The sequence below is a fragment of the Streptomyces sp. NBC_01525 genome (assembly GCF_045040405.1).
Lineage (GTDB): Bacteria > Actinomycetota > Actinomycetes > Streptomycetales > Streptomycetaceae > Streptomyces > Streptomyces benahoarensis.
The window spans coordinates 4,510,388-4,532,532 of the sequence record NZ_CP109397.1; the positions used below are offsets into that span (position 1 = coordinate 4,510,388).

Annotated in this window: 22 protein-coding genes; 18 read left to right on the plus strand and 4 right to left on the minus strand. The window is 73.7% G+C overall.

Going from position 1 to position 22,145, the window contains the following annotated elements:
* Nucleotides 1-195 (plus strand): DUF397 domain-containing protein, encoded by a 195-nt coding sequence (locus tag OG422_RS20330; RefSeq protein ID WP_405744098.1) that lies wholly within the window; start codon nucleotides 1-3, stop codon nucleotides 193-195.
* Here the strand turns inward: OG422_RS20330 and OG422_RS20335 are convergent.
* Together OG422_RS20335 and OG422_RS20340 are read right to left on the minus strand one after the other, a co-directional pair.
* A complete protein-coding gene (locus OG422_RS20335) occupies nucleotides 170-1,792 on the minus strand; it encodes an amidohydrolase family protein (protein ID WP_405744100.1) in 1,623 nt (540 codons plus the stop codon). The genes OG422_RS20330 and OG422_RS20335 overlap by 26 nt on opposite strands.
* Before the next feature lie 158 nt (nucleotides 1,793-1,950).
* Entirely contained in the window at nucleotides 1,951-3,279 is a 1,329-nt protein-coding gene (locus tag OG422_RS20340) for an alanine racemase (protein WP_405744102.1), read from the minus strand.
* A gap of 522 nt (nucleotides 3,280-3,801) precedes the next feature.
* On the opposite strand from OG422_RS20340, the gene OG422_RS20345 reads away from it, so the two are divergent.
* From OG422_RS20345 to OG422_RS20365, 5 genes are all read left to right on the plus strand, one after another.
* On the plus strand, nucleotides 3,802-5,073 hold the full coding sequence (locus OG422_RS20345) for a sugar kinase (RefSeq protein WP_405744104.1): 1,272 nt from the start codon (nucleotides 3,802-3,804) through the stop codon (nucleotides 5,071-5,073).
* Nucleotides 5,070-5,825 carry an IclR family transcriptional regulator gene (locus OG422_RS20350; RefSeq protein ID WP_405744106.1) on the plus strand — a complete coding sequence of 252 codons (756 nt, stop codon included), beginning with the start codon at nucleotides 5,070-5,072 and terminating at the stop codon, nucleotides 5,823-5,825. Before OG422_RS20345 ends, OG422_RS20350 begins: the two co-directional genes overlap by 4 nt.
* Nucleotides 5,826-5,854: 29 nt before the next feature.
* Entirely contained in the window at nucleotides 5,855-6,265 is a 411-nt protein-coding gene (locus tag OG422_RS20355) for a RidA family protein (RefSeq protein ID WP_405744108.1), read from the plus strand.
* Nucleotides 6,266-6,457: 192 nt separating this feature from the next.
* Nucleotides 6,458-7,948 (plus strand): GntP family permease, encoded by a 1,491-nt coding sequence (locus tag OG422_RS20360; RefSeq protein ID WP_405744110.1) that lies wholly within the window; start codon nucleotides 6,458-6,460, stop codon nucleotides 7,946-7,948.
* Between the two features lie 179 nt (nucleotides 7,949-8,127).
* Nucleotides 8,128-9,045, plus strand: coding sequence for a serine protease (locus OG422_RS20365; protein ID WP_405744112.1), 918 nt, complete (start codon nucleotides 8,128-8,130; stop codon nucleotides 9,043-9,045).
* Nucleotides 9,046-9,156: 111 nt separating this feature from the next.
* Here OG422_RS20365 and OG422_RS20370 read toward each other — a convergent pair whose 3' ends face one another.
* Entirely contained in the window at nucleotides 9,157-10,203 is a 1,047-nt protein-coding gene (locus OG422_RS20370) for a chitinase (RefSeq protein ID WP_405744114.1), read from the minus strand.
* Nucleotides 10,204-10,517: 314 nt separating this feature from the next.
* Here OG422_RS20370 and OG422_RS20375 point away from each other — a divergent pair, with 314 nt between their 5' ends.
* From OG422_RS20375 to OG422_RS20430, 12 genes are all read left to right on the plus strand, one after another.
* Entirely contained in the window at nucleotides 10,518-11,936 is a 1,419-nt protein-coding gene (locus tag OG422_RS20375; protein WP_405744116.1) for a hypothetical protein, read from the plus strand.
* Nucleotides 11,933-12,649: a Flp pilus assembly protein CpaB gene (gene cpaB / locus OG422_RS20380; protein WP_405744118.1), complete on the plus strand. Its 717-nt coding sequence runs from the start codon at nucleotides 11,933-11,935 to the stop codon at nucleotides 12,647-12,649. The genes OG422_RS20375 and cpaB overlap by 4 nt, the downstream gene beginning before the upstream one ends.
* 13 nt (nucleotides 12,650-12,662) lie before the next feature.
* A complete protein-coding gene (locus OG422_RS20385; RefSeq protein ID WP_405744120.1) occupies nucleotides 12,663-14,006 on the plus strand; it encodes a CpaE family protein in 1,344 nt (447 codons plus the stop codon).
* 233 nt (nucleotides 14,007-14,239) lie between these two features.
* Nucleotides 14,240-14,566, plus strand: a complete 327-nt coding sequence (locus OG422_RS20390; protein ID WP_405744122.1) for a pilus assembly protein — start codon at nucleotides 14,240-14,242, stop codon at nucleotides 14,564-14,566.
* Nucleotides 14,563-15,180 (plus strand): TadE/TadG family type IV pilus assembly protein, encoded by a 618-nt coding sequence (locus OG422_RS20395; RefSeq protein WP_405744124.1) that lies wholly within the window; start codon nucleotides 14,563-14,565, stop codon nucleotides 15,178-15,180. Before OG422_RS20390 ends, OG422_RS20395 begins: the two co-directional genes overlap by 4 nt.
* On the plus strand, nucleotides 15,177-16,514 hold the full coding sequence (locus OG422_RS20400) for a CpaF family protein (protein WP_405744126.1): 1,338 nt from the start codon (nucleotides 15,177-15,179) through the stop codon (nucleotides 16,512-16,514). Before OG422_RS20395 ends, OG422_RS20400 begins: the two co-directional genes overlap by 4 nt.
* Nucleotides 16,511-17,455: a type II secretion system F family protein gene (locus tag OG422_RS20405; RefSeq protein ID WP_405744128.1), complete on the plus strand. Its 945-nt coding sequence runs from the start codon at nucleotides 16,511-16,513 to the stop codon at nucleotides 17,453-17,455. Before OG422_RS20400 ends, OG422_RS20405 begins: the two co-directional genes overlap by 4 nt.
* A gap of 13 nt (nucleotides 17,456-17,468) precedes the next feature.
* Nucleotides 17,469-18,362 carry a DUF5936 domain-containing protein gene (locus OG422_RS20410; protein ID WP_143944352.1) on the plus strand — a complete coding sequence of 298 codons (894 nt, stop codon included), beginning with the start codon at nucleotides 17,469-17,471 and terminating at the stop codon, nucleotides 18,360-18,362.
* A gap of 476 nt (nucleotides 18,363-18,838) precedes the next feature.
* Nucleotides 18,839-19,006 (plus strand): hypothetical protein, encoded by a 168-nt coding sequence (locus tag OG422_RS20415; protein ID WP_405744130.1) that lies wholly within the window; start codon nucleotides 18,839-18,841, stop codon nucleotides 19,004-19,006.
* 38 nt (nucleotides 19,007-19,044) lie between these two features.
* Nucleotides 19,045-19,770, plus strand: a complete 726-nt coding sequence (locus OG422_RS20420) for a pilus assembly protein TadG-related protein (RefSeq protein WP_405744132.1) — start codon at nucleotides 19,045-19,047, stop codon at nucleotides 19,768-19,770.
* Nucleotides 19,771-19,837: 67 nt separating this feature from the next.
* Nucleotides 19,838-20,419 carry a hypothetical protein gene (locus OG422_RS20425; RefSeq protein ID WP_405744134.1) on the plus strand — a complete coding sequence of 194 codons (582 nt, stop codon included), beginning with the start codon at nucleotides 19,838-19,840 and terminating at the stop codon, nucleotides 20,417-20,419.
* An 8-nt stretch (nucleotides 20,420-20,427) separates the two neighbouring features.
* Entirely contained in the window at nucleotides 20,428-21,096 is a 669-nt protein-coding gene (locus OG422_RS20430; protein ID WP_405744136.1) for an OmpA family protein, read from the plus strand.
* Nucleotides 21,097-21,273: 177 nt separating this feature from the next.
* On the opposite strand, the gene OG422_RS20435 is transcribed toward OG422_RS20430, so the two are convergent.
* Nucleotides 21,274-21,636, minus strand: a complete 363-nt coding sequence (locus OG422_RS20435; RefSeq protein WP_405744138.1) for a DUF192 domain-containing protein — start codon at nucleotides 21,634-21,636, stop codon at nucleotides 21,274-21,276.
* Nucleotides 21,637-22,145: the final 509 nt, after the last annotated feature.

Below are 22,145 nucleotides of genomic sequence, written 5' to 3' on the forward strand. Positions count from 1 at the left end.
TTGAGTGCCGCCGTTTGGCGAACGAGCACCTACACCAACGGCGACGGCGGCAACTGCATCGAGGTCGCCGACGACCTCCCCGGAATCGTCCCCGTTCGCGACACCAAGGACCGGGCCCGCGCCACGCTGATCTTCGGGTCCGGTGCCTGGGGCAGCTTCGTTTCGGCGGTCAAGGGCGGGGCGTTGCGCGCCTGACCGACCGGCCCGCCAGGACCTCCGTCCGATGGCCGTTCTCGATGACGAACTGGCCGTCGATGAGGACGTGCGGGATACCGGTGGGCAGGGTGCGCGGGGCGTCGAAGGTGGAGCCCGCGGCGACCGTGTCCGGATCGAAGAGGACGAGGTCGGCGCGGTAGCCCTCGCGGATCAGGCCCCGGTCGGGCAGGCGCAGACGGGCGGCGGGGCGGGACGTGAGGTGCGCGACGCACTCCTCCAGGGAGAAAACGCCCAGCTCACGGACGTAGCGGCCCAGGTAGTGGGGGAACGTGCCGTAGGCGCGCGGGTGCGGCTTGGCGCCCTGGAGGATGCCGTCGGAGCCGCCGGTGTGGACGCGGTGGCGCATGATGCGGCGGACGTTCTCCTCGTGGCCGACGTGCTGGAGGATCGTCGGGCCGAGGCGGTCCTCCAGGAGCAGGCGGCGGGCGACGGTCCACGGCTCCTCGCCACGCTCGGCGGCGCTGTCCGCGACGGTCCTGCCGACGTAGGCGGCGAGCGCCGGATCCGTCGTCCCGGAGATCTCGATGGTGTCCCACTCGATGGGGACGCCGTGGCAGCCGTCGGCGCCCTCGACCTCCATGGTGTGACGGATACGGGCGGCGCTCTCCTCGTCCCGGAGGCGGGCGAGGATCGCGTCCGGCCCGCCCTCGCTCGCCCAGCTCGGCAGCATCGCGACGAGCGTCGTGCAGCCGGGGGTGTACGGGTACGTGTCGAGCGAGATGTCGGCGCCGCCGTCGAGCGCCGCGTCGAGGAGGGCGAGGAGTTCGGGGGCGCGGTCCTTGTTGACGCCGAAGTTCATGGTGGCGTGGGCGAGGTGGAGGGCGCAGCCCGCCTCGCGGGTGAGGGCGACCATCTCCTCGTACGCCTGGAGCGCCCCGGCGCCGTAGGAGCGGTGGTGCGGGCAGTAGTAACCGTCGTACTCGGCCACGACGCGGCACAGTTCGGTCAGTTCGGCGTCGGACGCGTACATGCCGGGGGTGTAGGTGAGGCCGGAGGAGAGGCCGACGGCGCCCTGGTGCAGGCCCTCGGCGACGAGTTGCTTCATGCGGGCCAGCTCGTCGGGGGTGGCGGGGCGGTCGTCCCAGCCCATGGCGAGCATCCGGACGGTTCCCTGCGGGATGAGGTACGCGGCGTTGACGGCGATGCCCGCGCCGTCGAAGCCGTGGTCGAGACGGTCGAGGTAGCCGCCGACGGAGCGCCAGGAGAAGTCGATGTCGCTGCCATCACCGTTCCAGCCGGTGATCTGGGCGCGGACCTCCGCCAGGGTGCGGTCGTCGACGGGGGCGTACGACAGGCCGTCCTGGCCGAGGACTTCGAGGGTGACGCCCTGGGCGGCCTTCGCCTCGTGCGCCGGGTCGCGGAGCAGCGCGAGGTCGCTGTGGGCGTGCATGTCGATGAAGCCGGGGGCGAGGGCGAGGCCGTCGGCGGAGACCGTGTGGCGGGCGGACGGGCGCGGGCCGCCGTCGCCCTCGCGGTGCAGGGCGGCGATCCGGCCGCCGTCCAGGGCGACGTCGGCGCGGTAGGACGGGCCGCCCGATCCGTCGATGACGCGTACGTCGCGGAACACGGTGTCCATGGGTGGCTGCCTTTCGGTACTTCGGCCTTGCGGTCGAGCGTGCGGCCGGTGTCCGGGTCAGTGCGCCGGTCGGGTGGGGGAGGGGGACCGGCCGGGGCGGGGCCGGGGGGCTTCGTTCAGGAAGGCTTCCTGAACGAAGCCCCCCGGCCTCCGCTCCCCTAGAAGAACGTCCGGATGAAGTCGACGACCGTGCCGTCGGCCTCGACCAGGGGGATCAGCTGCCACTTGTCGAAGGACGTGCAGGGGTGGGAGAGGCCCATGCCGACCCAGTCGCCGACCTCCAGGGCGTCGGCGGACTCGGTGGCCAGCCAGGCGTGCTGGTCGGACAGGCCGGTGACGGTGACGCCGGTGGCGGGGCGTTCGGCGCCGTCCCGGGCGGAGCGGACCACCTGGGCCTGCGGCAGGTCGAGGTCGTAGGCGGCGTCACGCTTCCCGGCGTTGGCGAACGCCTGGTGCGGGGTGGGCCGGGAGACGACCTGCGCCCAGAGGCGGAACGCGGGATGGAGGGCGCCCTCTTCGGGGACGCGGTTGAACGGGGTGAGGTGGCGGTAGTGGCCGTCGTCGTGCGAGACGTACGCGCCCGAGCGCAGCAGCTTCAGGACCGGCGCGGACAGGTCGGGGATCTCGGCGAAGACCTCGGCGACAGCGTCGAACCAGGCGCTGCCGCCCGCGCTGACGACGATCTCGTCCACCCCGGCGAAGCGGCCCTCGGCGTCGAACGTGGCGGTGAGCGCCACCAGGCGGCGCAGCCAGGCGGTGACCTTGGTGTGGTCGGCCTCGGGGACCTCGCCCTCGTAACCGGCGACGCCGACGAGGCGGAGGGTGGTGGTCGCGGCGACGGCGGCGGCCACCTCGCGGCAGTCCGCCTCGGTGCGGGCACCGGTGCGGGCGCCCTCGCCCGCGCCCAGTTCGATGACGACATCGACGGGGCGGCGGGCCCCGGCGTCACGGAGCGCGGCGTCCATCAGCTCGACGCCGCGCGGGGAGTCGACGTAGCAGGCGAAGCGGAACTCCGGGTCGGCGTCCAGTTCGGCGGCGAGCCAGCGCAGCGCGGCGGGGTCGACGAGTTCGTTGGCGAGGAAGATCCGGGCGATGCCGTGGGCGCGGTAGACGCGGGCCTGGTGGGGGACGGCGGCGGTGATGCCCCAGGCGCCGTGCTCCAGCTGGCGGGCGAAGAGCTGCGGGGCCATGCAGGTCTTGCCGTGCGGGGCGAAGGCCAGGCCGTGGCGCTGCGCGTACGTCTCCATCAGCGCGAGGTTGTGCGCGACGGACTCGGCGGAGAGGGCGAGGACGGGGGTGGTGAAGCCGCCGTCGAAGAGGTTGCGGCGTTCGGCGGCCAGCTCGCCGACGGTGCGGCCCTCGGCGTCCGGGGGGAGCGCCTTGAAGCGGTGGTCGACGCGTTCGTCCGCGAGGGCCCGGGCCGCCGCCGTCGCGGGGGTGTGCGGGTCCGTGGCGGGCCGGTCGTCGGTGAGCCGGTTGTCGGCCATGGGGCCTCCTCAGGGATGGGTGCCGGGCGCGGGCTGCGTCGCGGCGTGCCGGGTCGGTGCTGGGCGCAGTATGCGCGAGGTGGCCGGGTGGCCGGGTGGCCGGGGGCCGGTGGTGGGCCGGATCGAAGCGGGGCGCCTCCGAGTGCCTGCATGCGTTGCGTATTGTGCAACGCTCATTGCGTATATCGCTTAATGGTGTTTAACATCCGAGCCATCACCGGGTCAATGGCGGGCGTCGGCGGTCGAAACGGCCGTGGCGCGCGCCTCGCCCCGGGCCGGAAATCCGGTGGTCGGAGCGGTCGTCGGCCGCGTCGCCGCCGGAGGCCCGGCACCCACCGCGACCACCACCGCCCGCCCGCGCCGCGACCGCCGCCCGGCCCTCGCCCCGAGCCGCCGCCCGGTACCGTCCGCCGCCGCGACGCGCGCCGGACGGACGGCCTCGGCGCCCGGCTCCGGTACGGCCGGGTCCCCGGCCACGGCGACGGCTTCCCCCGCACGGCACAGCTAAGGAGCACCACCCTCGTGACCAGGCTCTCGAACGCCAGCGGCACCGCAGGCCAGGACGGTGCCGCCGCCGAGCGCGGCGCCGGGCTCCCGGCGGGCGGCACCGACGTCGTCTGCCTCGGCGAGTCCATGGTCACCTTCCTGCCGTCCCGCCCCGGGCGCCTCGCCGATGTGCCGTCCTTCGACCGCGCCATCGGCGGCGCCGAGTCCAACGTCGCCTGCGTCCTGGCCGCCGCCGGACACCGCGTCCGCTGGGTCTCCCGGGTCGGCGCCGACGGCTTCGGCGACCACCTCGTCGCCGCCATCGCCGCGCACGGCGTCGACACCGGCCACGTCGCCCGCGACCCGCACCGCCCGACCGGCGTCTACTTCCGTACGGCGGGGGAGCGGGCCACCGGGGCCGACGGCGAGGAGCCCGGCACCGCCGAGGTCGTCTACTACCGCGCCGGTTCCGCCGCCTCCGCCATGACCCCCGGCTCCCCGGGGCCCGCCGCCCTCGCCGGGGCCCGGGTGCTGCACCTCACCGGCATCACCGCGGCCCTCTCCGACAGTTGCCTCGACGTGCTGCGTACCCTCACCCGCCGCACCCCGGGCCGCCCCCTCGTCTCCTTCGACGTCAACTACCGCGTCGGGCTGTGGCAGGGCCGCCCGCAGGGCCCGGAAACCCTCCTCGACCTGGCCCGCGGCGCCGATGTGGTCTTCGTCGGGGAGGACGAGGCCGCGGCCGCCTGGGATCTGCACGGGCCCGAGGCGATCCGCGCGGCGCTGCCCGAACCGGGCGTTCTCGTCGTCAAGCAGGGATCCGAGGGGGTCACGGTTCTCCACCGGGAGGGTGGGGACGGCAGGGATGGCGGGGAGGCCGGGGACGCCGGGGACGCCGCCGGTGCCGGGGCGACCGCGCCCGCCGCGCACCCTGTCGCCGCCGCGCCCGCCGCCCTCGCGGACACGCCCGCCGCGCACCCCGGCGCCGCCGCCCCCACCCCCGACACCCTCACCTACGCCCCCGCCCTCACCGTCGACGTCATCGCCTCCGTCGGTGCGGGTGACGCGTTCGCCGCCGGTTTTCTGTCAGGGACCCTGCGCGGGCTGCCGGTCTTCGACCGGATCCGGCACGGGCACCTGATGGCCGCCGCCGCGCTCACCGTCCCCGGCGACCTCGCCGTCCCCCCGCCACGCGCCCTCGCCGATCGCCTCGCCGCCCTTCCCGCCGACGACTGGGGGAGACTGCGACTCGGCCCCGGCTGGACGACGGGGCTGCACGACGCACGGGTGGAGGTCCCCCAGACATGAGCCAGACAGTAGACCGCGCACTGAGCATCCTTCCGCTGCTCGCCGAGGGCCCGGCCAACCTCGAACAGGTCGCGGTCCGCCTCGGCGTCCACAAGTCCACCGCGCTGCGGCTGCTGCGCACCCTGCACGAGCACGGCATCGTCTATCGCCAGCCCGACCAGCGCTACCGCCTCGGCGCCCGCCTCTTCGCCCTCGCCCAGCAGGCCGTCGAGAACCTGGACGTCCGCGATATCGCCCACCCCCACCTCGTCGCCCTCAACGAGCAGTGCGGACACACCGTCCACCTCGCCGTCTACGAGGAGAACGAGGTCCTGTACATCGACAAGGTCGAGAGCCGCTACCCGGTCCGGATGTACTCGCGGATCGGCAAGCCCGTCGCGATCACCGTCGCCGCCGTCGCCAAGCTGCTCCTCTCCGACCTGTCCGAACCCGAGCGCCGCGCCGTCGCGGAGAAGCTCGACTACCCCCTCTACACGTCCCGTTCGACGCCGAACGCCGCGGCCTTCCTGACCGAACTGGCCAAGGTCCGCGAACAGGGCTGGGCCACCGACCTCGGCGGCCACGAGGAGTCCATCAACTGCATCGGCGCCCCGATCCGCGGCGCCGACGGCCGGGTGGTCGCCGCGATGTCGGTCTCCGCACCGAACGTCGTCGTCACCGCCGACGAACTCCTCACCCTCCTCCCGCTGCTGCGCCGCACCGCCGACGCCATCAGCCGGGAGTACTCCGGAACAGCAATCCCCCGGCCCTGAGCCGGACCCGCACAGGAAGCCTGAACACCATGACCGAGAAGACCGCGCTCACCCCGGCCACCCACACCACCCCGCCGGCGAAGTTCTCCCACGGCGTCAAGAAGGGCAACATCCTCCAGGTCGCCGGCCAGGTCGGCTTCCTCCCCGCCGAGGAGGGCAAGGCCCCCACCCCGGCCGGTCCCACCCTGCGCGAGCAGACCCTCCAGACCTTCGCCAACGTCCGGGCCATCCTCGAAGAGGGCGGCGCGAGCTGGGACGACGTCATGATGATGCGCGTCTACCTCACCGACGTGGACCACTTCGCCGAGATGAACGAGATCTACAACGCCTACTTCGAGGAGCAGGGCCTCAAGGAGGCGCCCGCCGCCCGTACGACCGTCTACGTCGGTCTGCCCAAGGGCCTGCTCATCGAGATCGACGCGCTCGCCGTCCTCGGCTGACCTGACGGACCGGCCGCACCCGCCCCCCACCGAGCAACCGCCTTGCCCTTGAAGCACTTTCGCCCGCACCACCCGCCGCACGGCGCGGCGCCCCGTACCGCCGGGGTGCCGTGCCGCGGTCCGCCCTGCCCCGAGACGCATTCCAGGGGAGCCACCCGGACCTCCGGGCCCCGCTGACAACGGAGTCACACGATGTTCCTCGCCGCCGCCGCCGCCGCCGCCACCGCCCCCGCGCCACCGCCACCTCCGCACACCGGCGGGCTGCTCGCCCTGATACCGGGCACCGCGGGGTTGCTGACCGTCGCCGTCCTCGGCATCGCCCTGCTGCTTCTGCTGATCATCACGTTCCGGCTGCAGCCGTTCGTGGCGCTGCTCACCGTCTCCATCGCGGTCGGCCTGGGCGCCGGGCTCTCCGTCACCGAACTCTTCGGCACGGTCCAGAAGTCCGACGTGAAGTCCATGATCGAAAGCGGTATGGGCGGCACCCTCGGGCACATCGCGATCATCATCGGCCTGGGCACCATGCTCGGCTCGATCCTGGAGGTCTCCGGCGGCGGTGAAGTGCTCAGCACCCGCCTGCTGAACCTCTTCGGCGAGAAGCGCGCCCCGCTCGCCATGGGCCTGACCGGCCTCCTCTTCGGCATCCCGGTCTTCTTCGACATCGGCATCTTCGTCCTCGCCCCGATCGTCTACGCGGCGGCCAAGCGCGGCGGCAAGTCGATGCTGCTCTACTGCCTGCCGCTGCTCGGCTCGCTGTCGATGACCCACGCCTTCCTGCCGCCGCACCCCGGGCCCGTCGCCGCCGCGAGCCTCTTCCACGTGGACCTCGGCTGGATCATCCTGATGGGCCTGGTCTGCGGCATCCCCGCGGTCCTCGCGACGTGGGCGTGGGCCGCCTGGATCGGCAAGCGGATCTTCGTCGAACTGCCGCAGGACATGGCCGAGGCGGCCGACGAGGCGAAGGCCGCGGTCCTCGCCGAGCAGCGCGCCGCCGGGGTCACCCCGCAGGAGAAGCCGGTGTCCCTGGGCGCCGTCCTCACCATCATCCTGATACCGCTCGTCCTGATCCTGCTGTCGACGTTCTCGTCGATCGCGCTGGACCCCAGCACGTTCCGCTCGGTCATCGAGTTCTTCGGCAACCCGTTCGTCGCGCTGACCCTCGCGCTGTTCGCCGCGTACTACCTGCTCGGCATCCGCCGCGGCTGGTCGCGCAAGTCGCTGGAGCGGGTCTCCACCGCCTCGCTCAAGCCGATCGGCAACATCCTGCTGGTGGTCGGCGCCGGCGGCGTCTTCGGCGCGGTCCTCCAGGGCAGCGGCGTCGCCACCGCGCTCTCCGACACCTTCCACGGCGTCGGCCTGCCGGTCATCGTGCTGGCCTGGCTGCTCTCGCTGGTGCTGCGCGTCGCCCAGGGCTCGGCGACCGTCGCCATCGTCACCACCGCCGGGATCGTCCTGCCGCTCGTCCAGAACCAGGGCCTGTCCCAGCCGCACCTGGCGCTGATCATCATGGCGATCTCCGCCGGTTCGATCTTCGCCTCGCACGTCAACGACGGCGGCTTCTGGATGGTCGCGAAGTACTTCGGCATCTCCGAACGCGACACGCTGAAGTCGTGGACGGTGCTGGAGTCCGTCCTCTCGGTCGCCGGGTTCGCGGTGGCGGCGCTGGTGAGCTTGGTGGTGTAGGGGCCGGCCGGACGGATCGGGACGACCCCGGCGCTCCGGGCGGCGCAAGGTGGCACGGTGCGCCAACTTCCCCTTGATTCGGGCCGATTCATTGCCCTGGGGCCCGGGCCCGCCAACAATGCGCACGACAAACCGAAGGGCTGTTCGCCCTGCGGTACGCAGCGTGAGAGGACCCCACAATGAACCGACCTCTCGTCGGCACCCTCGCCACCGTCGTCCTGGGCGCCGCCGCCCTGGTGGGCACCGCCGGAACGGCCGGTGCCGCCTCGAAGCCCGGCACGGACGCCCCCCACACGTTCCGTGCGACCACGCCCATATCCGCCCCGGCGCAGCACGGCGTCCACACCAAGGCCGTGGACTTCGCCGGCACCGTCGCGCTCAGCAACTGCTCCGGCTCGATCGTCAAGCTGCCCACGTCCAAGGACACCGACCCGGCGATCGTCATGACCAACGGACACTGCCTGGAGTCCGGGATGCCCGGCGCCGGTGAGGTCATCGTCGACCAGCCCTCCAGCCGCAGCTTCACCGTCCTGGACGCCAACGCCGGTGACCTCGGCACCGTCAAGGCCACCAAGGTCGTCTACGCCACGATGACCGATACCGACGTCACCCTGTACGAAACCGGCTCCACCTACGCCGACATCCAGCAGAAGTACGGCATCAAGCCGCTGGAGGTGGACACCGCGCACCCCACCCAGGGGCACAAGATCACCGTCGTGTCGGGCTACTGGAAGCAGACCTACTCCTGCTCCATCGACGGTTTCGTCCCCCAGCTCAAGGAGGGCGACTGGACCTGGAAGGACTCGGTCCGCTACACCACCGACTGCAAGACCATCGGCGGCACCTCCGGCTCCCCGGTGGTCGACGACGAGACCGGCAAGGTCACCGCCATCAACAACACCGTCAACGAGGACGGTGAGAAGTGCACGCTCAACAACCCGTGCGAGGTCGACGGGAACGGCGAGGTCACCGTCCACAAGGGCACTCCGTACGGCCAGGAGACCTACGGCATCCCGAAGTGCTTCACCGCCGGGAACAAGCTCGACCTGAACGCCTCCGGCTGTGAGCTGCCCAAGCCGTCCGGCGTCCGCCGCTGATACCGCGTCATACGAAGAGGCCGGGCCCCGCGCGCACGCTACGCGGGGCCCGGCCCGTATGGGGGGTGGCGCTGGAGAGGCCCGCCGCATCCGGGCCCGCGCCACGGGTGGCTACGGCAGCCCGTGCACGTGCCCGCCGACCTGGGAGGCGAAGGCGTTGCCGTTCGCCGAGTCCCAGTTCGTCGACCAGGTCATCACGCCGCGCAGCCCCGGGTACGTCTTCGACGGCTTGAACGTGCCGCAGCCGCTGCCCTTCGTCAGGCAGTCCAGCGCGTCGTTGACCACCGACGGCGCGGTGTAGCCGCCGCCCGCCGCGCTGGAGGAAGCCGGGACGCCGAGGCCGACCTGTGAGGGATCCAGACCGTTCTCCAGCTGGATACAGGCGAGCCCGGTCAGGAAGTCCACCGTGCCCTGCGAGTAGACCTTGCCGTCACAGCCCAGCATCGAACCGCTGTTGTAGTACTGCATGTTGACGACGGTCAGGAAGTCCTTGATCCCCAGCGCCGTCTTGAAGTACTCGTTCTGCGGCGACTGCATGTCGATGGTCTGCGGCGCCATCGTCACCACCACATCGGGGTGCTGGGCGTGGACCGCCTTCAGCGCCTGCGTCATATAGGTGGAATTCAGGCCGTTCTCCAGGTCGATGTCGACGCCGTTGAAGCCGTACTCGTCCATCAGCTGGTTCACCGATGCGGCGAAGGCGTCCGCGGAGGCGGAGTCGCTGACCGACACCGAACCCTTCTCGCCGCCGACGGAGAGGATCACCGACGTGCCCGCCGACTGCTTCGCCTTGATGTCGGCCTTGAAGTCGTCCGCGGAGGAGTAGCCCACCGCCGGATCGAGGTGGAAGGTGATCTCGCCCGGCTTGCCCGTCGCGTCGGCGAAGGCGACCGCGATGATGTCGTACGCGTCGTCGACGTCCTTCAGCTTCTGGACGGTGGCGCCGTTGTCGAAGTTCTGCCAGTAACCGGTCACCGCGTGCTTGGCCACAGCGGACGCGCCCGCGGCCGGGGCGGATTGCCGGTGGCTCCCCGGCGCCGCCTGCGCGGTGCCCGCGGACAGCGCGCCGCCCGACAGCAGCGCCGTCGCGGCGGCCGCGGCCAGCAGCGCCTTCCTCGTCGTACCGGAACGTGTCTTCCTGCTTCGTGCGCCAACCACGACTGCCTCCGGATGTGGGGGAGTTGGGGGTGTGCGGATGCGCGCTCAGGGGCCCCTGTGCTGCCGTACAACGTGGTCCAGACCAATGCTCCTGTCAAGGTTTCCGACGCCACCCGTTGCCCCGTGCGGGTGGCGGGCGTGACGATGGCGGGGAGGTGAAGTGGCCCTTCCGCAGGGACCGCAGGCGCGGGGTGAGTGGCCCGGAACGTGTTCTCCCGGGCGTATCTCGCGGATAAAGTGCTGGACGTACGGCGCCGAGTGCGCAAGCAGTGCCGATCCGGGGCCCTCGGAGGCCGGAGGGAGTGGGGGAGCGCGTGCCGACCGCGATTGCCGTCACCGGCTCCGATCTCGCGTTGCCCGCCGCCGACCGCACCACCCCCGCGGCGGTGGTGCTCCCCGCCCCGCATCTCCAGCCGCTCGACGAGGCGTTGACGCAGACCGCCGCGGTCCTCGAACACCACGGCCACCTCGTCGTCCTCCACTCCGACGCCTGCCCGGAGGCGCACGTACGGCGGCTGCACACCCTCCGTGGCCTCCTGGAGAGCGACCGCATCGCTCTGGTCAAGGTGGACCTGCCGCCCCTGGGCCTCGCCGTCCTCGCCCGACAGTTGCGGGAACTCTCCCGCTCGGCGCTCAGCCCCGGCGTCCTCGCCTGCGCCGCCCGGCTGCTGGCGCACTACATCCACGCCGGGGCGCTGCTCGGTACGGTCGGCGGGCTGGAGCGCGTCGAGGTCGACCTCCGCGCCCATATGACGTCCTGGCTGCCCGGCGTGCAGTTCGCGGTCCTCGCCGCGCCCGCGCCGCACCTGGTCAGAGTGGAGCGCCACAGCACCGAGGCCGCCCTGCCCGCCCCCTCGTACGCCACGGAACTGGCGGTCGCCAGGGGGCATTTCAGCGGCGACTGGGTCGGCTCCGTCCTCGCCCCCGCCTGGCAGGTGCGCGGCGCCCAGGAGGTGCCGCTGCCCGCCGAGTCCGCCCACTGGTGGGGCACCCGCAAGCTCGTCGAGTTCGCCGCCGCCATCCCCGACCCGGCGCTGCTGCACCGCCTGGTCTCCTCGGTGCGCCGCGAGGACTGCGCCTGGTGCGGCCTTGAACTCCTCGGCGACCGCTGCGCGTTCTGCGGTACGGCCGGCCGCGGCGGTGAGCATGTTGCCGCAGGTGGACGCGCGGTGACCGGCGGCCCGGCGGGGGCGCGGAACGCGCCTGCGGCGTTGCCGCCGGGGAGCGGGCCGGGGCCCGCCGTGGACGGTGGCCCGGGGGCCGGGGAGCGGGTTTCCCCTGCTGTGGGGCCCGGACCGTTGCCCGGTGCGGTGCCGCCCGGTGTGGTGCCGCCGGGGGAAGCGCCGCCCGCTGCCCAGCCGTTCGGCGCGCCGGGAGTGCCGGGCGTTCCCGGGAGGCCGGGCACCCCCGGTACGGCGGGCGTACCGGGTCTCCCCGCGGTCCCCGTCTCGTTGCCACCGGACGCACCGCCCACCGGTTCGCCGTACCCAGGCGTGTACCCGGGCGGCCCGCCGCTCCCCGGTCCCCTACCCGGCGGCCCGTTCGCCGGACCGCCGCCCATCGGGCCACCGCCCATCGGGCCACCGCCCATCGGGCCCATGCCCCCCGCCTTGCCCCCCTTCGGCCCCCCGTACGCCCTCGGGCTTTCCCCGGTGGCGCCGCCCGGCGTGCCCGGGGGCGTTCCCCGTCCGCAGCAGCCCCGTCCCGCCCCGATCGAGGTCCCCCACCCATGAACGCACGTCAGCGCCGCGGCCTGATCCTGCTCCTGCTGTCGGTCCTCTGCGCGGCCGGCACCTTCGCCGGGGTGCTCTCCGTCATCCGTAACGTCGAGTCGAAGGTCGGCCCGGAGCGGACCGCGTACCGGCTGAAGGCCGATGTGGCGGCCTACACCCCGCTGGACCCGGGGCAGTTCGAGAAGGTGGCGATGCCCGAGCGCTGGCTGCCGCCGACCGCCGTCACCCACCTCGACGCCCTCAGCGGGAAGATAGCGGTCACCCCGCTCCACAAGGGCTCGCTGCTCCAGAACGACATGATCGTCGCCCGGCCCGCGCTCCAGCCCGGCCGCCAGGAGATCGCCATCATGATCGACGCGGCCACCGGCGTCGCCGGGAAGATCACCCCGGGCGCCCGGGTCAACATCTACGCCACCTTCGAGGGCAAGCGCCCCGAGGACAAGCCGGTCTCCAAGGTCATCGTGGCCGGTGCCCAGGTCATCGACGTCGGCAAGCTGACGCCGCTCGCCGCCCAGGACCCCGGCGACGCCTCCGGCACCCGCCGCGAGGGGGAGGCCGTCCCGATCACCTTCTCGCTCGACACCAAGGACGCCCAACGCGTCGCCTACGCCGAGTCCTTCGCCTCCCACGTACGCCTCGCCCTGCTCGCCCCCGGCTCCGACCGCGCCATCCCGCCGGGCGAGCGCACCTACACCCTGGACGGCGACAAGTGACCCGGAGGCCCCGGTGACCATCCGCATCCTGCCCGCCGTCGGTGACCCCGACGCCGCCCGCGCCCTGACCGCCCTGCTCACCGGGGTGCCCGACGCGGCCGCGGCGCCGCCGGTCGCCGACTCCGCCGCGCTCCTCGACGCGCTGGCCGGAGCCGCGCCGCCGGACGCCGCCGGGCCCGCCGCCGTCGAGGCGCTGCCCGAGGTCGTCCTCGTCCACGAACGCATCGGACCGCTGCCCGCCCTCGACCTGATCCGTGAGGTCGCGCTCCGCTTCCCCGCCGTCGGCGTCGTCCTGCTCACCGCCGACGCGGGGCCCGCGCTGTACTCCGCCGCCATGGACGCGGGCGCCCGCGGCGTCGCCGGGCTGCCGCTCGGCCCCGACGAACTCGCCGCCCGCGTCCAGGCCGCCGCCCAGTGGGCCGCCGGGGTCCGCGTCCACCTCGGCGGCGGCCGCGAGGCACCTCCGGGACCGGCCGGGACGCTGCTCACCGTCACCGGTGCCAAGGGCGGCACCGGCACCACCGTCATCGCTGTCCAACTCGCCCTCGCCGCCCGTCAGGCGGGCCGCCGCGTCGCCCTCGTCGACCTCGACCTCCAGTCCGGCGACATCGCCTCCTACCTGGACGTCCAGTTCCGCCGCTCGGTCGTCGACCTCGCCGGGATCGCCGACCTCTCCGCCCGTGTGCTGGCCGACGCCATACACGATCACCCCACCGGCCTCGCGCTGCTGCTCGCGCCCGAGGAGGGCGAACGCGGCGAGGAGGTCGACGACCGTGCCGCCCGGCAGATCGTCACCGCGCTGCGCGCCCGCTACGACGTCGTCATTGCCGACTGCGGCTCCCAGATGCAGTCCGCCAACGCCGCCGCCGTCGAACTCGCCGACACCGCCCTGCTGGTGACCACCCCCGATGTCGTCGCCGTACGCGCCGCCAAACGCCAGGTCCGGCTCTGGGACCGGCTGCGGATCCGTAAGGCCGGGTCCACCCTCACCGTCGTCAACCGCCTCACCCGGCACACCGAGATCCAGCCCCCGCTGATCGCCAAGGCCACCGGCACCACCGTCGCCGCCACGACCGTCCCCGCCGCCTTCAAGGAGCTCCAGCCCTGCGTCGACTCCGGCCGGATGCAGGACCTCGACGCCCGCTCCACCGTCCGCGCGGCCCTGTGGGCGCTCGCCGGTGAACTGGGCCTGGTGGCCGCCTCGTCCGGCGTCCCCCGCCTCAAGTCCGGCCACCGCACCCGCCCGTCCCTGACCGGCCGCCGCCGCAAGGCCCTGACCGCCGGGCCCGCTGCTCCCCAGGCCGCCCCCGGCCCGTCCGCCCCTTCGGCCCCGGCCGCTCCGTACGAGGAAGGCTGAGCGGGGTGGGGCGGGTCCGTGGGGCGGGGAGCGCGGCGCGGTGCGGACAGGGCGGCGTGGTGCGGGCGGCCCGGTGCGGTGACCCGAGGCGTGCGGCGCGGTGCGGCCCGGTGCGTCGGACCGGTTGCGGCCAGGCCGGTGCGGCGCGTTCCGCCCGTCCCCGTCCCGCCCGGGGGGCCCCGCGGCCCCGCTACGCCGGAGACCGCGGCCAGGTCACGGTCGAGTTCGCCGGGATGCTCCCGCTGATCCTGCTGGTGCTCGTGCTGCTGTGGCAGTTCGTGCTGCTCGGCTACACCTTCTCGCTCGCCGCGCACGCCGCCGACCGGGGCGCGCGCGCCGCCGTCGCGCTCCGGGGCGGCGGCCCGGGCGCCTGCCGCACCGCCGCCACCGGCGAACTCCCCGCCTCCTGGCGCACCGCCGCCACCACCACCTGCGCCGCCGGCTCCGGCCTCTGGCACGCGACCGTACGCCTCAAGGTCCCGGTCCTCTTCCCGGGCGCGGCCGCCTTCCCCTGGACGGTCAGCGGCACGGCGGGAGCCGTTGACGAGGAGGGGCGATGAGCCGGCCTCCGTTCCGCGGGACGCGCCGTACGGGCCCCGGACAGGCCCGTACCGCCGGGCCCGGGCCGACCCGTACCGCCGACCCCGGGCCGACCCGTACCGCCGGGCCCGGCGCATCCCGTACCGCCCGCGCCCCCGGCGCACGGCCCACCGCCCCGCGCCTGCGCAGGCGCGACCGTCTCCGCCTCCCCGCCCGCCTCCGCGCCCGCGCCCACGCCTGCGACCGCGGCCAGGCATCCATCGAATTCCTCGGCTTCCTGCCGTTGCTGCTGGTCGTCGCGCTCGCCGTCGTCCAACTCGGCATCGCCGCCTTCGCCGTGCAGCAGGCCGGTACGGGCGCCCGCGCCGCCGCCCGGACCGCCTCGCTCGACCCGCTCGACCGCCCACGCGACCCGGCCGCCGCCGGGCGCGCCGCGATGACGGGGTGGGTCGCCGACCGGGCCCGGATCGGCGTCGACGGCGCGGGCGACGCGGTCCGTGCCACCGCGACCGTCACCCTGCCCTCCCTCATCCCCGGTGTCTCCCTCGGCACCGTCAGCCGCAGCGCGACGATGCCCCGCCCCGCGGCCGCGCACGTACCGGGTGCCGCCCCGGAAGGAGTCCTCGCGCCATGAGCCTCAAAGGCCGGATCGCCGCCCCGGAACCGGAGGGCGAGGCCCGCTCCGACGGACGGCTGGTGCCCGTCTACCGCGCCAAGCTCCTCCAGGAGATCGACCTCGCGGAGATGTCCGCGCTGACCGCCGCCGAACGCCGCTCCCGCCTGGAGCGCGTCCTTGGCCACATCATCAGCCGCGAGGGCCCGGTCCTCTCCACCGCCGAACGCGATCTGCTCATCCGCCGCGTCGTCGACGAGGCGCTGGGCCTCGGCGTCCTCGAACCGCTCCTCGAAGACGCCTCCATCACCGAGATCATGGTCAACGGCCCCGACCGGATCTACGTCGAACGCCACGGCCGCGTCGAGCCCGTCCCCGTCCGCTTCGCCTCCCACGAGCAGCTGATGCAGACGATCGAGCGGATCGTCTCCACCGTCAACCGCCGCGTGGACGAGTCGAATCCGATGGTCGACGCCCGGCTGCCGTCCGGCGAACGCGTCAACGTCATCATCCCGCCGCTCGCCCTCAACGGCGCCGTCCTCACCATCCGCCGCTTCCCCCGCGCCTACGCCCTCGCCGAACTCCTCGGCATGGGCACCCTCGACGAGCAGACGCTGCTGCTGCTCGCCGCCCTCGTCCGCGCCCGCTTCAACATCGTCGTCTCCGGGGCCACCGGCGCCGGGAAGACCACCCTGCTCAACGCGCTCTCCGGGCTCATCCCGGACGGCGAGCGGATCATCACCGTCGAGGACGCCGCCGAACTCCAGCTCCAGCAGAGCCACGTCATCCGCCTGGAGTCCCGCCCGCCCAACGTCGAGGGCAAGGGCCGCATCACCATCCGCGACCTCGTCCGCAACTCCCTGCGCATGCGCCCCGACCGCATCATCGTCGGCGAGGTCCGCGGCGGCGAGACCCTCGACATGCTCCAGGCCATGTCCACCGGCCACGACGGCTCCCTCGCCACCGTCCACGCCAACAGCGCCGAGGACGCCCTGATGCGGCTCCAGACCCTCGCCTCCATGTCCGACGTCAAGATCCCCTTCGAGGCGCTGCGCGACCAGATCAACAGCGCCGTCGACTGCCTCGTCCAGCTCGGGCGCGGCGCCGACGGCGCCCGCCGCATCACCGAGGTCGCCCTCCTCGACTCCCGCGGCCACCAGGCGTACCGCCTCGCCGCCGTCTGCCGCTTCGAGACCGAACCGATGACCGCCGACCGGCAGGTCCACGGCCGCATCCGCCACTTCCCGCTGCCGCGCCGCACCGCCGAACGCCTGCGGATGGCGGGCGAGTCCGTCCCGCCCGCCTTCGGCGTCGCCGCCACCGACGACCAGCTCGCCACCCGGGAGACCCGATGACGCGCGCCCTCGACCCCGCGCTCCTCACCGTCGGCGCCGCCCTGCTCAGCTGCGCCCTCGCCGTCGCCGGACTCCAGCTCTACGCGTCCGGGCGCGACCGGCGCCGCGCCGTCGTGGACCGGCTCGCCGACGACCGCCTGCCGGTGTCCGGCCGGGGCCGCCGCTTCGCCGCCCTCGACCGCGCGGTCCGCGCCACCCGCTACGGCCGCCGCCTGGAGAAGCGGCTGGCCGCCACCGGACTCGACGCCACCCCCGGCGAGTTCACCGCCTACCTGGCCGGGACGGTCGTCGCCCTCTGGCTGCTCGCGCACGCCGTCCTCGCCGCGTTCTTCGGGCCGATCGCCGCGCTCGCCGCCGTCTGGGCCGCGTTCGCCTTCCTCGACTGGCAGCGCCGCAAGCGCACCGAACGGTTCATCAACCAGCTCCCAGAGCTGTCCCGCATCCTCGCCAACGCCACCCAGGCGGGCCTGGCGCTGCGCACCGCGCTGGGCATGGCCGCCGAAGAGCTGGAGGCACCGGCGGGTCAGGAACTGGCCAAGGTGTCCGACAAACTCGCCGTCGGTCACTCCGTCGAGGAAGCGCTCGGTGAACTCGCCGAACGCCTTCCCTCCCGCGAACTCGTCGTCCTCGTCACCACCCTGGTCCTCGCCAACCGCGCCGGCGGCACGGTCGTCGGCTCGCTGCGCAACCTCACCCGCACACTGGAGGAGCGCAAGGAGACCCGCCGCGAGGTCCGCACCCAGCTCTCCCAGGTCACCGTCACCGCGTACGTGGTGCCGCTGCTCGGCATCGGCACCCTGCTGCTGATGAACCGCATCGCCCCCGGCGCCATCGACCGGATGACCTCCTCCTTCCTCGGCCAACTCGCCGTCGTCGCCGCGTTCGTCCTCTACGGACTGGGCTTCTTCCTCATCCGACGGCTCTCCAAGATCGACGTCTAGGGACAGGCAACGCATGGGCACCGGAATCCTGCTGGCGCTGCTCTGCGCGCTGTCCGTCGCGGGCGTCTGCGGCGGACTCGCGCTCTACCGCCGCGAGGCGAAACTCCCGCCCGACCTCGCCCTCTCCCTGGAGGTCGGCGCCCGCCGCACCACCGCCGTCGGCTCGGCCGTCGACCGTACGGGCATGCGCTACGCGCCGCTGGTGCTGCGGCTGATGGGCCCGGAACGCGTCTCGCGCCTGCGCCGCCGCATCGACCTGGCGGGCAACCCGGGCGGGCTGACCGTCGACCGCTACGCCGCCCGGCGCGCGGTCTACGGCGCGCTCGGGCTGTTCGGCGCGTTGGTGATGTTCCTGCGCGGCCAGCCACTGCTCGGTGTGCTGATGGTGCTGTTCGCCTGCTTCTGGACCGAGGTCGGCATCCGCTCCGCCATCCGGCAGCGCAAGGACACCATCGAACGGACCCTGCCGGACTTCCTCGACGTCCTCGCCGTGGTCGTCAGCGCGGGGCTCGGTTTCCGCCAGGCCCTCGACCGCGTCGCCGACCGCTACGAAGGCCCCTGGGCAGACGAACTGCGCATCACCCTGCGCCAGATGGACATGGGCGTCAGCCGCCGTACGGCCTTCGAGGAACTGCGCAAACGCAACGACTCCGAGCAGGTCGCGCAGTTCGTCACCGCGCTCCAGCAGGGCGAGGAGCTGGGCGCGCCGATCGTCGACACGCTCATCCAGATCGCCGACGACATGCGGCGCACCGACGCGCAGAACGCCCGCCGCCGGGCCGCCCGCGCCGTCCCCAAGGCCACCATGGTCGTCACCACCTTCATGGTCCCGGCGACCATGATTTTGCTGATCGCCGGGTTCTTCCTCGGCTCCGGCACCGATTTCGGCTCGCTGATGGGGAAATGAAAGCCGCCGAATTGGCGCCGCCATACTCACCCGGACGCGCCGCGCGCCGCGCCCGGACGGCCGTATCGCCGGACCGCTCCGGGCGCCCGGCGGAGCGCCGCGTACCGGATGTGGGCACGCGGCCAAAACCGTACGCGGACGACGGCGGCTTGCCGCCAACTCCTTCGCAGGAGCAACGAGTTGTGTCACAGTGGAGCCGCCATCGAGGTACGGGATGTCCCGCGCGGGGACCGCAGGGGGATCGGGGGTGAACGGAGTGCGAGGGGCGCCGCTTCCGCCACGCACGCCGGATGGCCGAATTCTTTCGCTCTGGCCCCTCGCCGTGTCCTCCGAACAGGTTGGGGTAGGGATTCCCTGTTCCACGAGCGCCTTTCCGGCGTACTTTTCTCGTGTCGTGACCGCGAAGCTACGCGCCGACACCACGGGGACTGCCCAGCCGGACCAGAGAGGTGCGGGGGCCCATGGAGGAGAAGTCGATGGTGAAGCGGATTGTGGGGAACGACGACCGGGGGCAGACCTCGATCGAGTACCTCGGCATCATCGCGGTGGTTGTGGCGATCGTCCTGGTGCTGTCCACCACGGACTTCGGCAGCCAGATCGCGAACGCCATCGCCGACAAGATCTCCGAAGTCGTCGGCATCTAGCGGGCCGCGCCCCCGCACCCGCCCCGCCCGGCGCTGCCATGACCGCCCCCGCCGCCCGCCCGCCGCGCGATGCCGGACAGGCGTTCCCGGTGTACATCGTGGCGGTCGCCGGGCTGCTCTTCCTCGCCCTCGCGTTCTTCGCCGTCGGCCAGGCGGCCGCGAGCCGGGGCGGCGCCCAGACCGCCGCCGACGCCGCCGCCCTCGCCGCCGGGCAGAAGTACCGCGACCGGCTGACCGAGAACCTCTTCGACGCGCTGCGCTCCGGCGCCGACTGGCGCGATCTGCTGGAGGGCCGCGGCGCCGACTCCCGCGCCGCCTGCGACAACGCCGGCTGGTTCGCCGGACGCAACGACGCGGTCCTCACCGCCTGCACCCCCGACTCCTGGCCCACCTCCTTCGCCGTCCAGGTCCGCGCCCGCTCCGCCGTCGGCCGCTCCGTCGTCCCCGGTACGGAGTCCGCCCACGCCCGGGCCACCGCCACCGCCGTCGTCGAACCCCGCTGCCACGCGGGCGCGACCGGCGACACGCCCCCGACAACCGGACCGCACACCCCCGGCGGGGGAGTACCCTCCTCCACCCCCGGACACGGCACCGGCGACCCCGGTGAGGGAAAGGGGAAGGACGACCCCCACGGCACGGACGACGCCCCCCTCCCCGGGCTCGTCTGCGACGGGAAGGCATGGCATCTGGAGCCCGGCGATCTTCACGACGGCCGCGGACTGCCCGAGGCCACCGACCTCTTCGCCGTACGGCTCGCCCGATGACCGCGCCGCCGGTCCCGGGCGCCGCCGACCGCCCACCGAACCGCTGACGACCGAAGGATTGGCACCCATGAGCATGCGGCGCACCACGAAAGCCGCCCGAGGAGCGGCCGCCACGGCCGTCGCGGTCGGCCTGGCGCTGGTCGTCGCCGGCTGCGGTGACGGCGACGCCGGGGGAGGACGGACGGACGACCGGGCCCCGGCCCGCAACGCCGGTCCCGCACCCGCCGAGCCCACCGCCCCCGCCGCCGACGTCGACAAGGCCATCGGCGAGATGAAGGGCCCGGACGGCGTCACCGTCACCCTGCACTCCGTCGTCCGCGACTCCGGCGGCTTCGTCACCGTCAACGGCACCGTCGCCAACCACGGCACCCGTGTCTTCAACGCCATCGACTGGCGCTCCAACGAATCCGAACTCCGCTCCCGCTCCTCTCTCTCCGGCGCCACCCTCGTCGACAAGGCGGGCAAGAAGCGGTACCTCGTGCTGCGCGACACCGACGGCGAATGCCTGTGCACCACGGGCCTGAGCGGGTTGCGGCCCGGCGAGAGCCGCCCGGTTTTCGCGCAGTTCCCCGCCCCGCCCGCCAAGGTCACCGAGGTCGACTTCCAGCTCCCGACGATGCCGCCCGCCGACGTACGGATCACGGAGTGACCGCGCCCATGCCCGCGACGCACCCGCCACGCCCCCACCCGACCGGCACCCGCCCCACCGGTACGCATCCGCCGCGCGCCGCCCGGACCGGACGCGCCGTCACCGCCGCCGCCCTGCTGCTGGCCACCGGGCTCGCCGCCCCCGTGGCGCACGCCGACACCCCGCCCGGCCTGACCGAGGACACCACCCCGCCGGTCGCCATCGATGCGCGCGATCCCGATCTGCGGATGGTGCAGGGCGCCACGCTGGCCCCGTCGAAGGTCCTGAACATCAAGTCCGTCGTGGAGACCGACGACGGCGCCGAACGCCGCCAGGACACCAACGACAATGTGACGTTCGCGCTCCAGGCGGAGGTGCTGTTCGGCAAGGACAGCGCCGAGCTCACCGACGACGCGCGCTCCCGCATCGCCGCCATCGCCGACGAGGTCACGAAACAGCACGCCAAGAAGCTGCGGGTTTTCGGCTTCACCGACGACCTCGGCTCCGCCGCCCACGGCGTGACCCTCTCCCGTGAACGCGCCGGAGCCGTCCAACGCCGCCTCGCCGAGGACCTCGGCTCCGCCGTCACTTTCGAAATCCGCGGCTACGGCGAGCAGTACCCGATCGCGGACAACTCCACGGAGGAGGGGCGGAAGAAGAACCGTCGGGTGGAGGTCAGTTTCCCTCGGGAGGATTGACGTATCAGGGAGGGTTCCTGTGGGTGGTGATGGGGCGCCGGGGTTTGCTGGTCCTTTCGCAGGCAACTCTCTGGACCTTCCGGGCGGCGCCGCCACCGCGCGGCTCCCCGCCGAAGGGCGCCCGTGGCCCCGTCGCCTACGGGGCGGCTCCGCCGAAGGGTGCCCCGGCCTCGTCCCCTACGGGGCCGCTTCCCCCGTACGAACCGTCAGTTGGGCCCCCGCCACCAGCCCCCACCCGGCCATCGCCCCCGCCGACGCCTCCAGCACATGGCGGGCACGCGGACGCGGCAGCCCCAGCCTCCCCGGTGGCATGGTGCGCACCGCGAGCACCCGCAGCTGCCGGTCGAGATAGGCGACATCGATCGCGAACCGCATCCCGAAGGTGTGCACCCCGCTCGCGGGCGTCAGCAGCAGCGCTCCCGCCACCCCGTCCCGGCCCAACAGTCCCCGTCTGCGCGCCCGGTAGGACGCGGCGATCTCCACCACGACCGGAGTGCCCGCCCCGTACATCGTCCCCGTACCGTCCCGCCAACGCGCCATGGCCGCCGTTCTACCAGCCGTCCGCCCGCGGAGGTACGGGCGCCCCGGGCCCGCCCGCCCGCGACCGTGCGGGCGCCCCGCGCCGTCCCGCCGTCCCGCCGGGCCGGTCCCGCGCCCGGGCCCCGCGCTCCATGGCCATCGGGTGACCCGACGCTGATGATCCTCGCCGCCGCCTACGGTGCCGCCGGAGTGCTGCTGCCCCGGCCCGTCCACCGGCTGAGCGTCGACCCGGACCCCGGCTGGCGCACCGGCTGCCCCCGGGGCCACCCCCTCACCGGATCGGCCCACGGCTGGCTGCTGCTCGCCGGGCGCCGCCGCCGGGTCCTGGCGCCGCGCGGTCCCCGGTGGACTGCCGCTCGGCCCGCACCTGATCGTCGGGGCGCTCTGCGGGCTGCTCCCGGCGGTCGCGGCGGCCGCCTGACGAGGGTCGCGGCGGCCGTCCGGGTGGCGACGGTGCGCCCCGGCGCGCGACCGGGGCACACCGGTTCTGCGATGTTGCGCACACCACA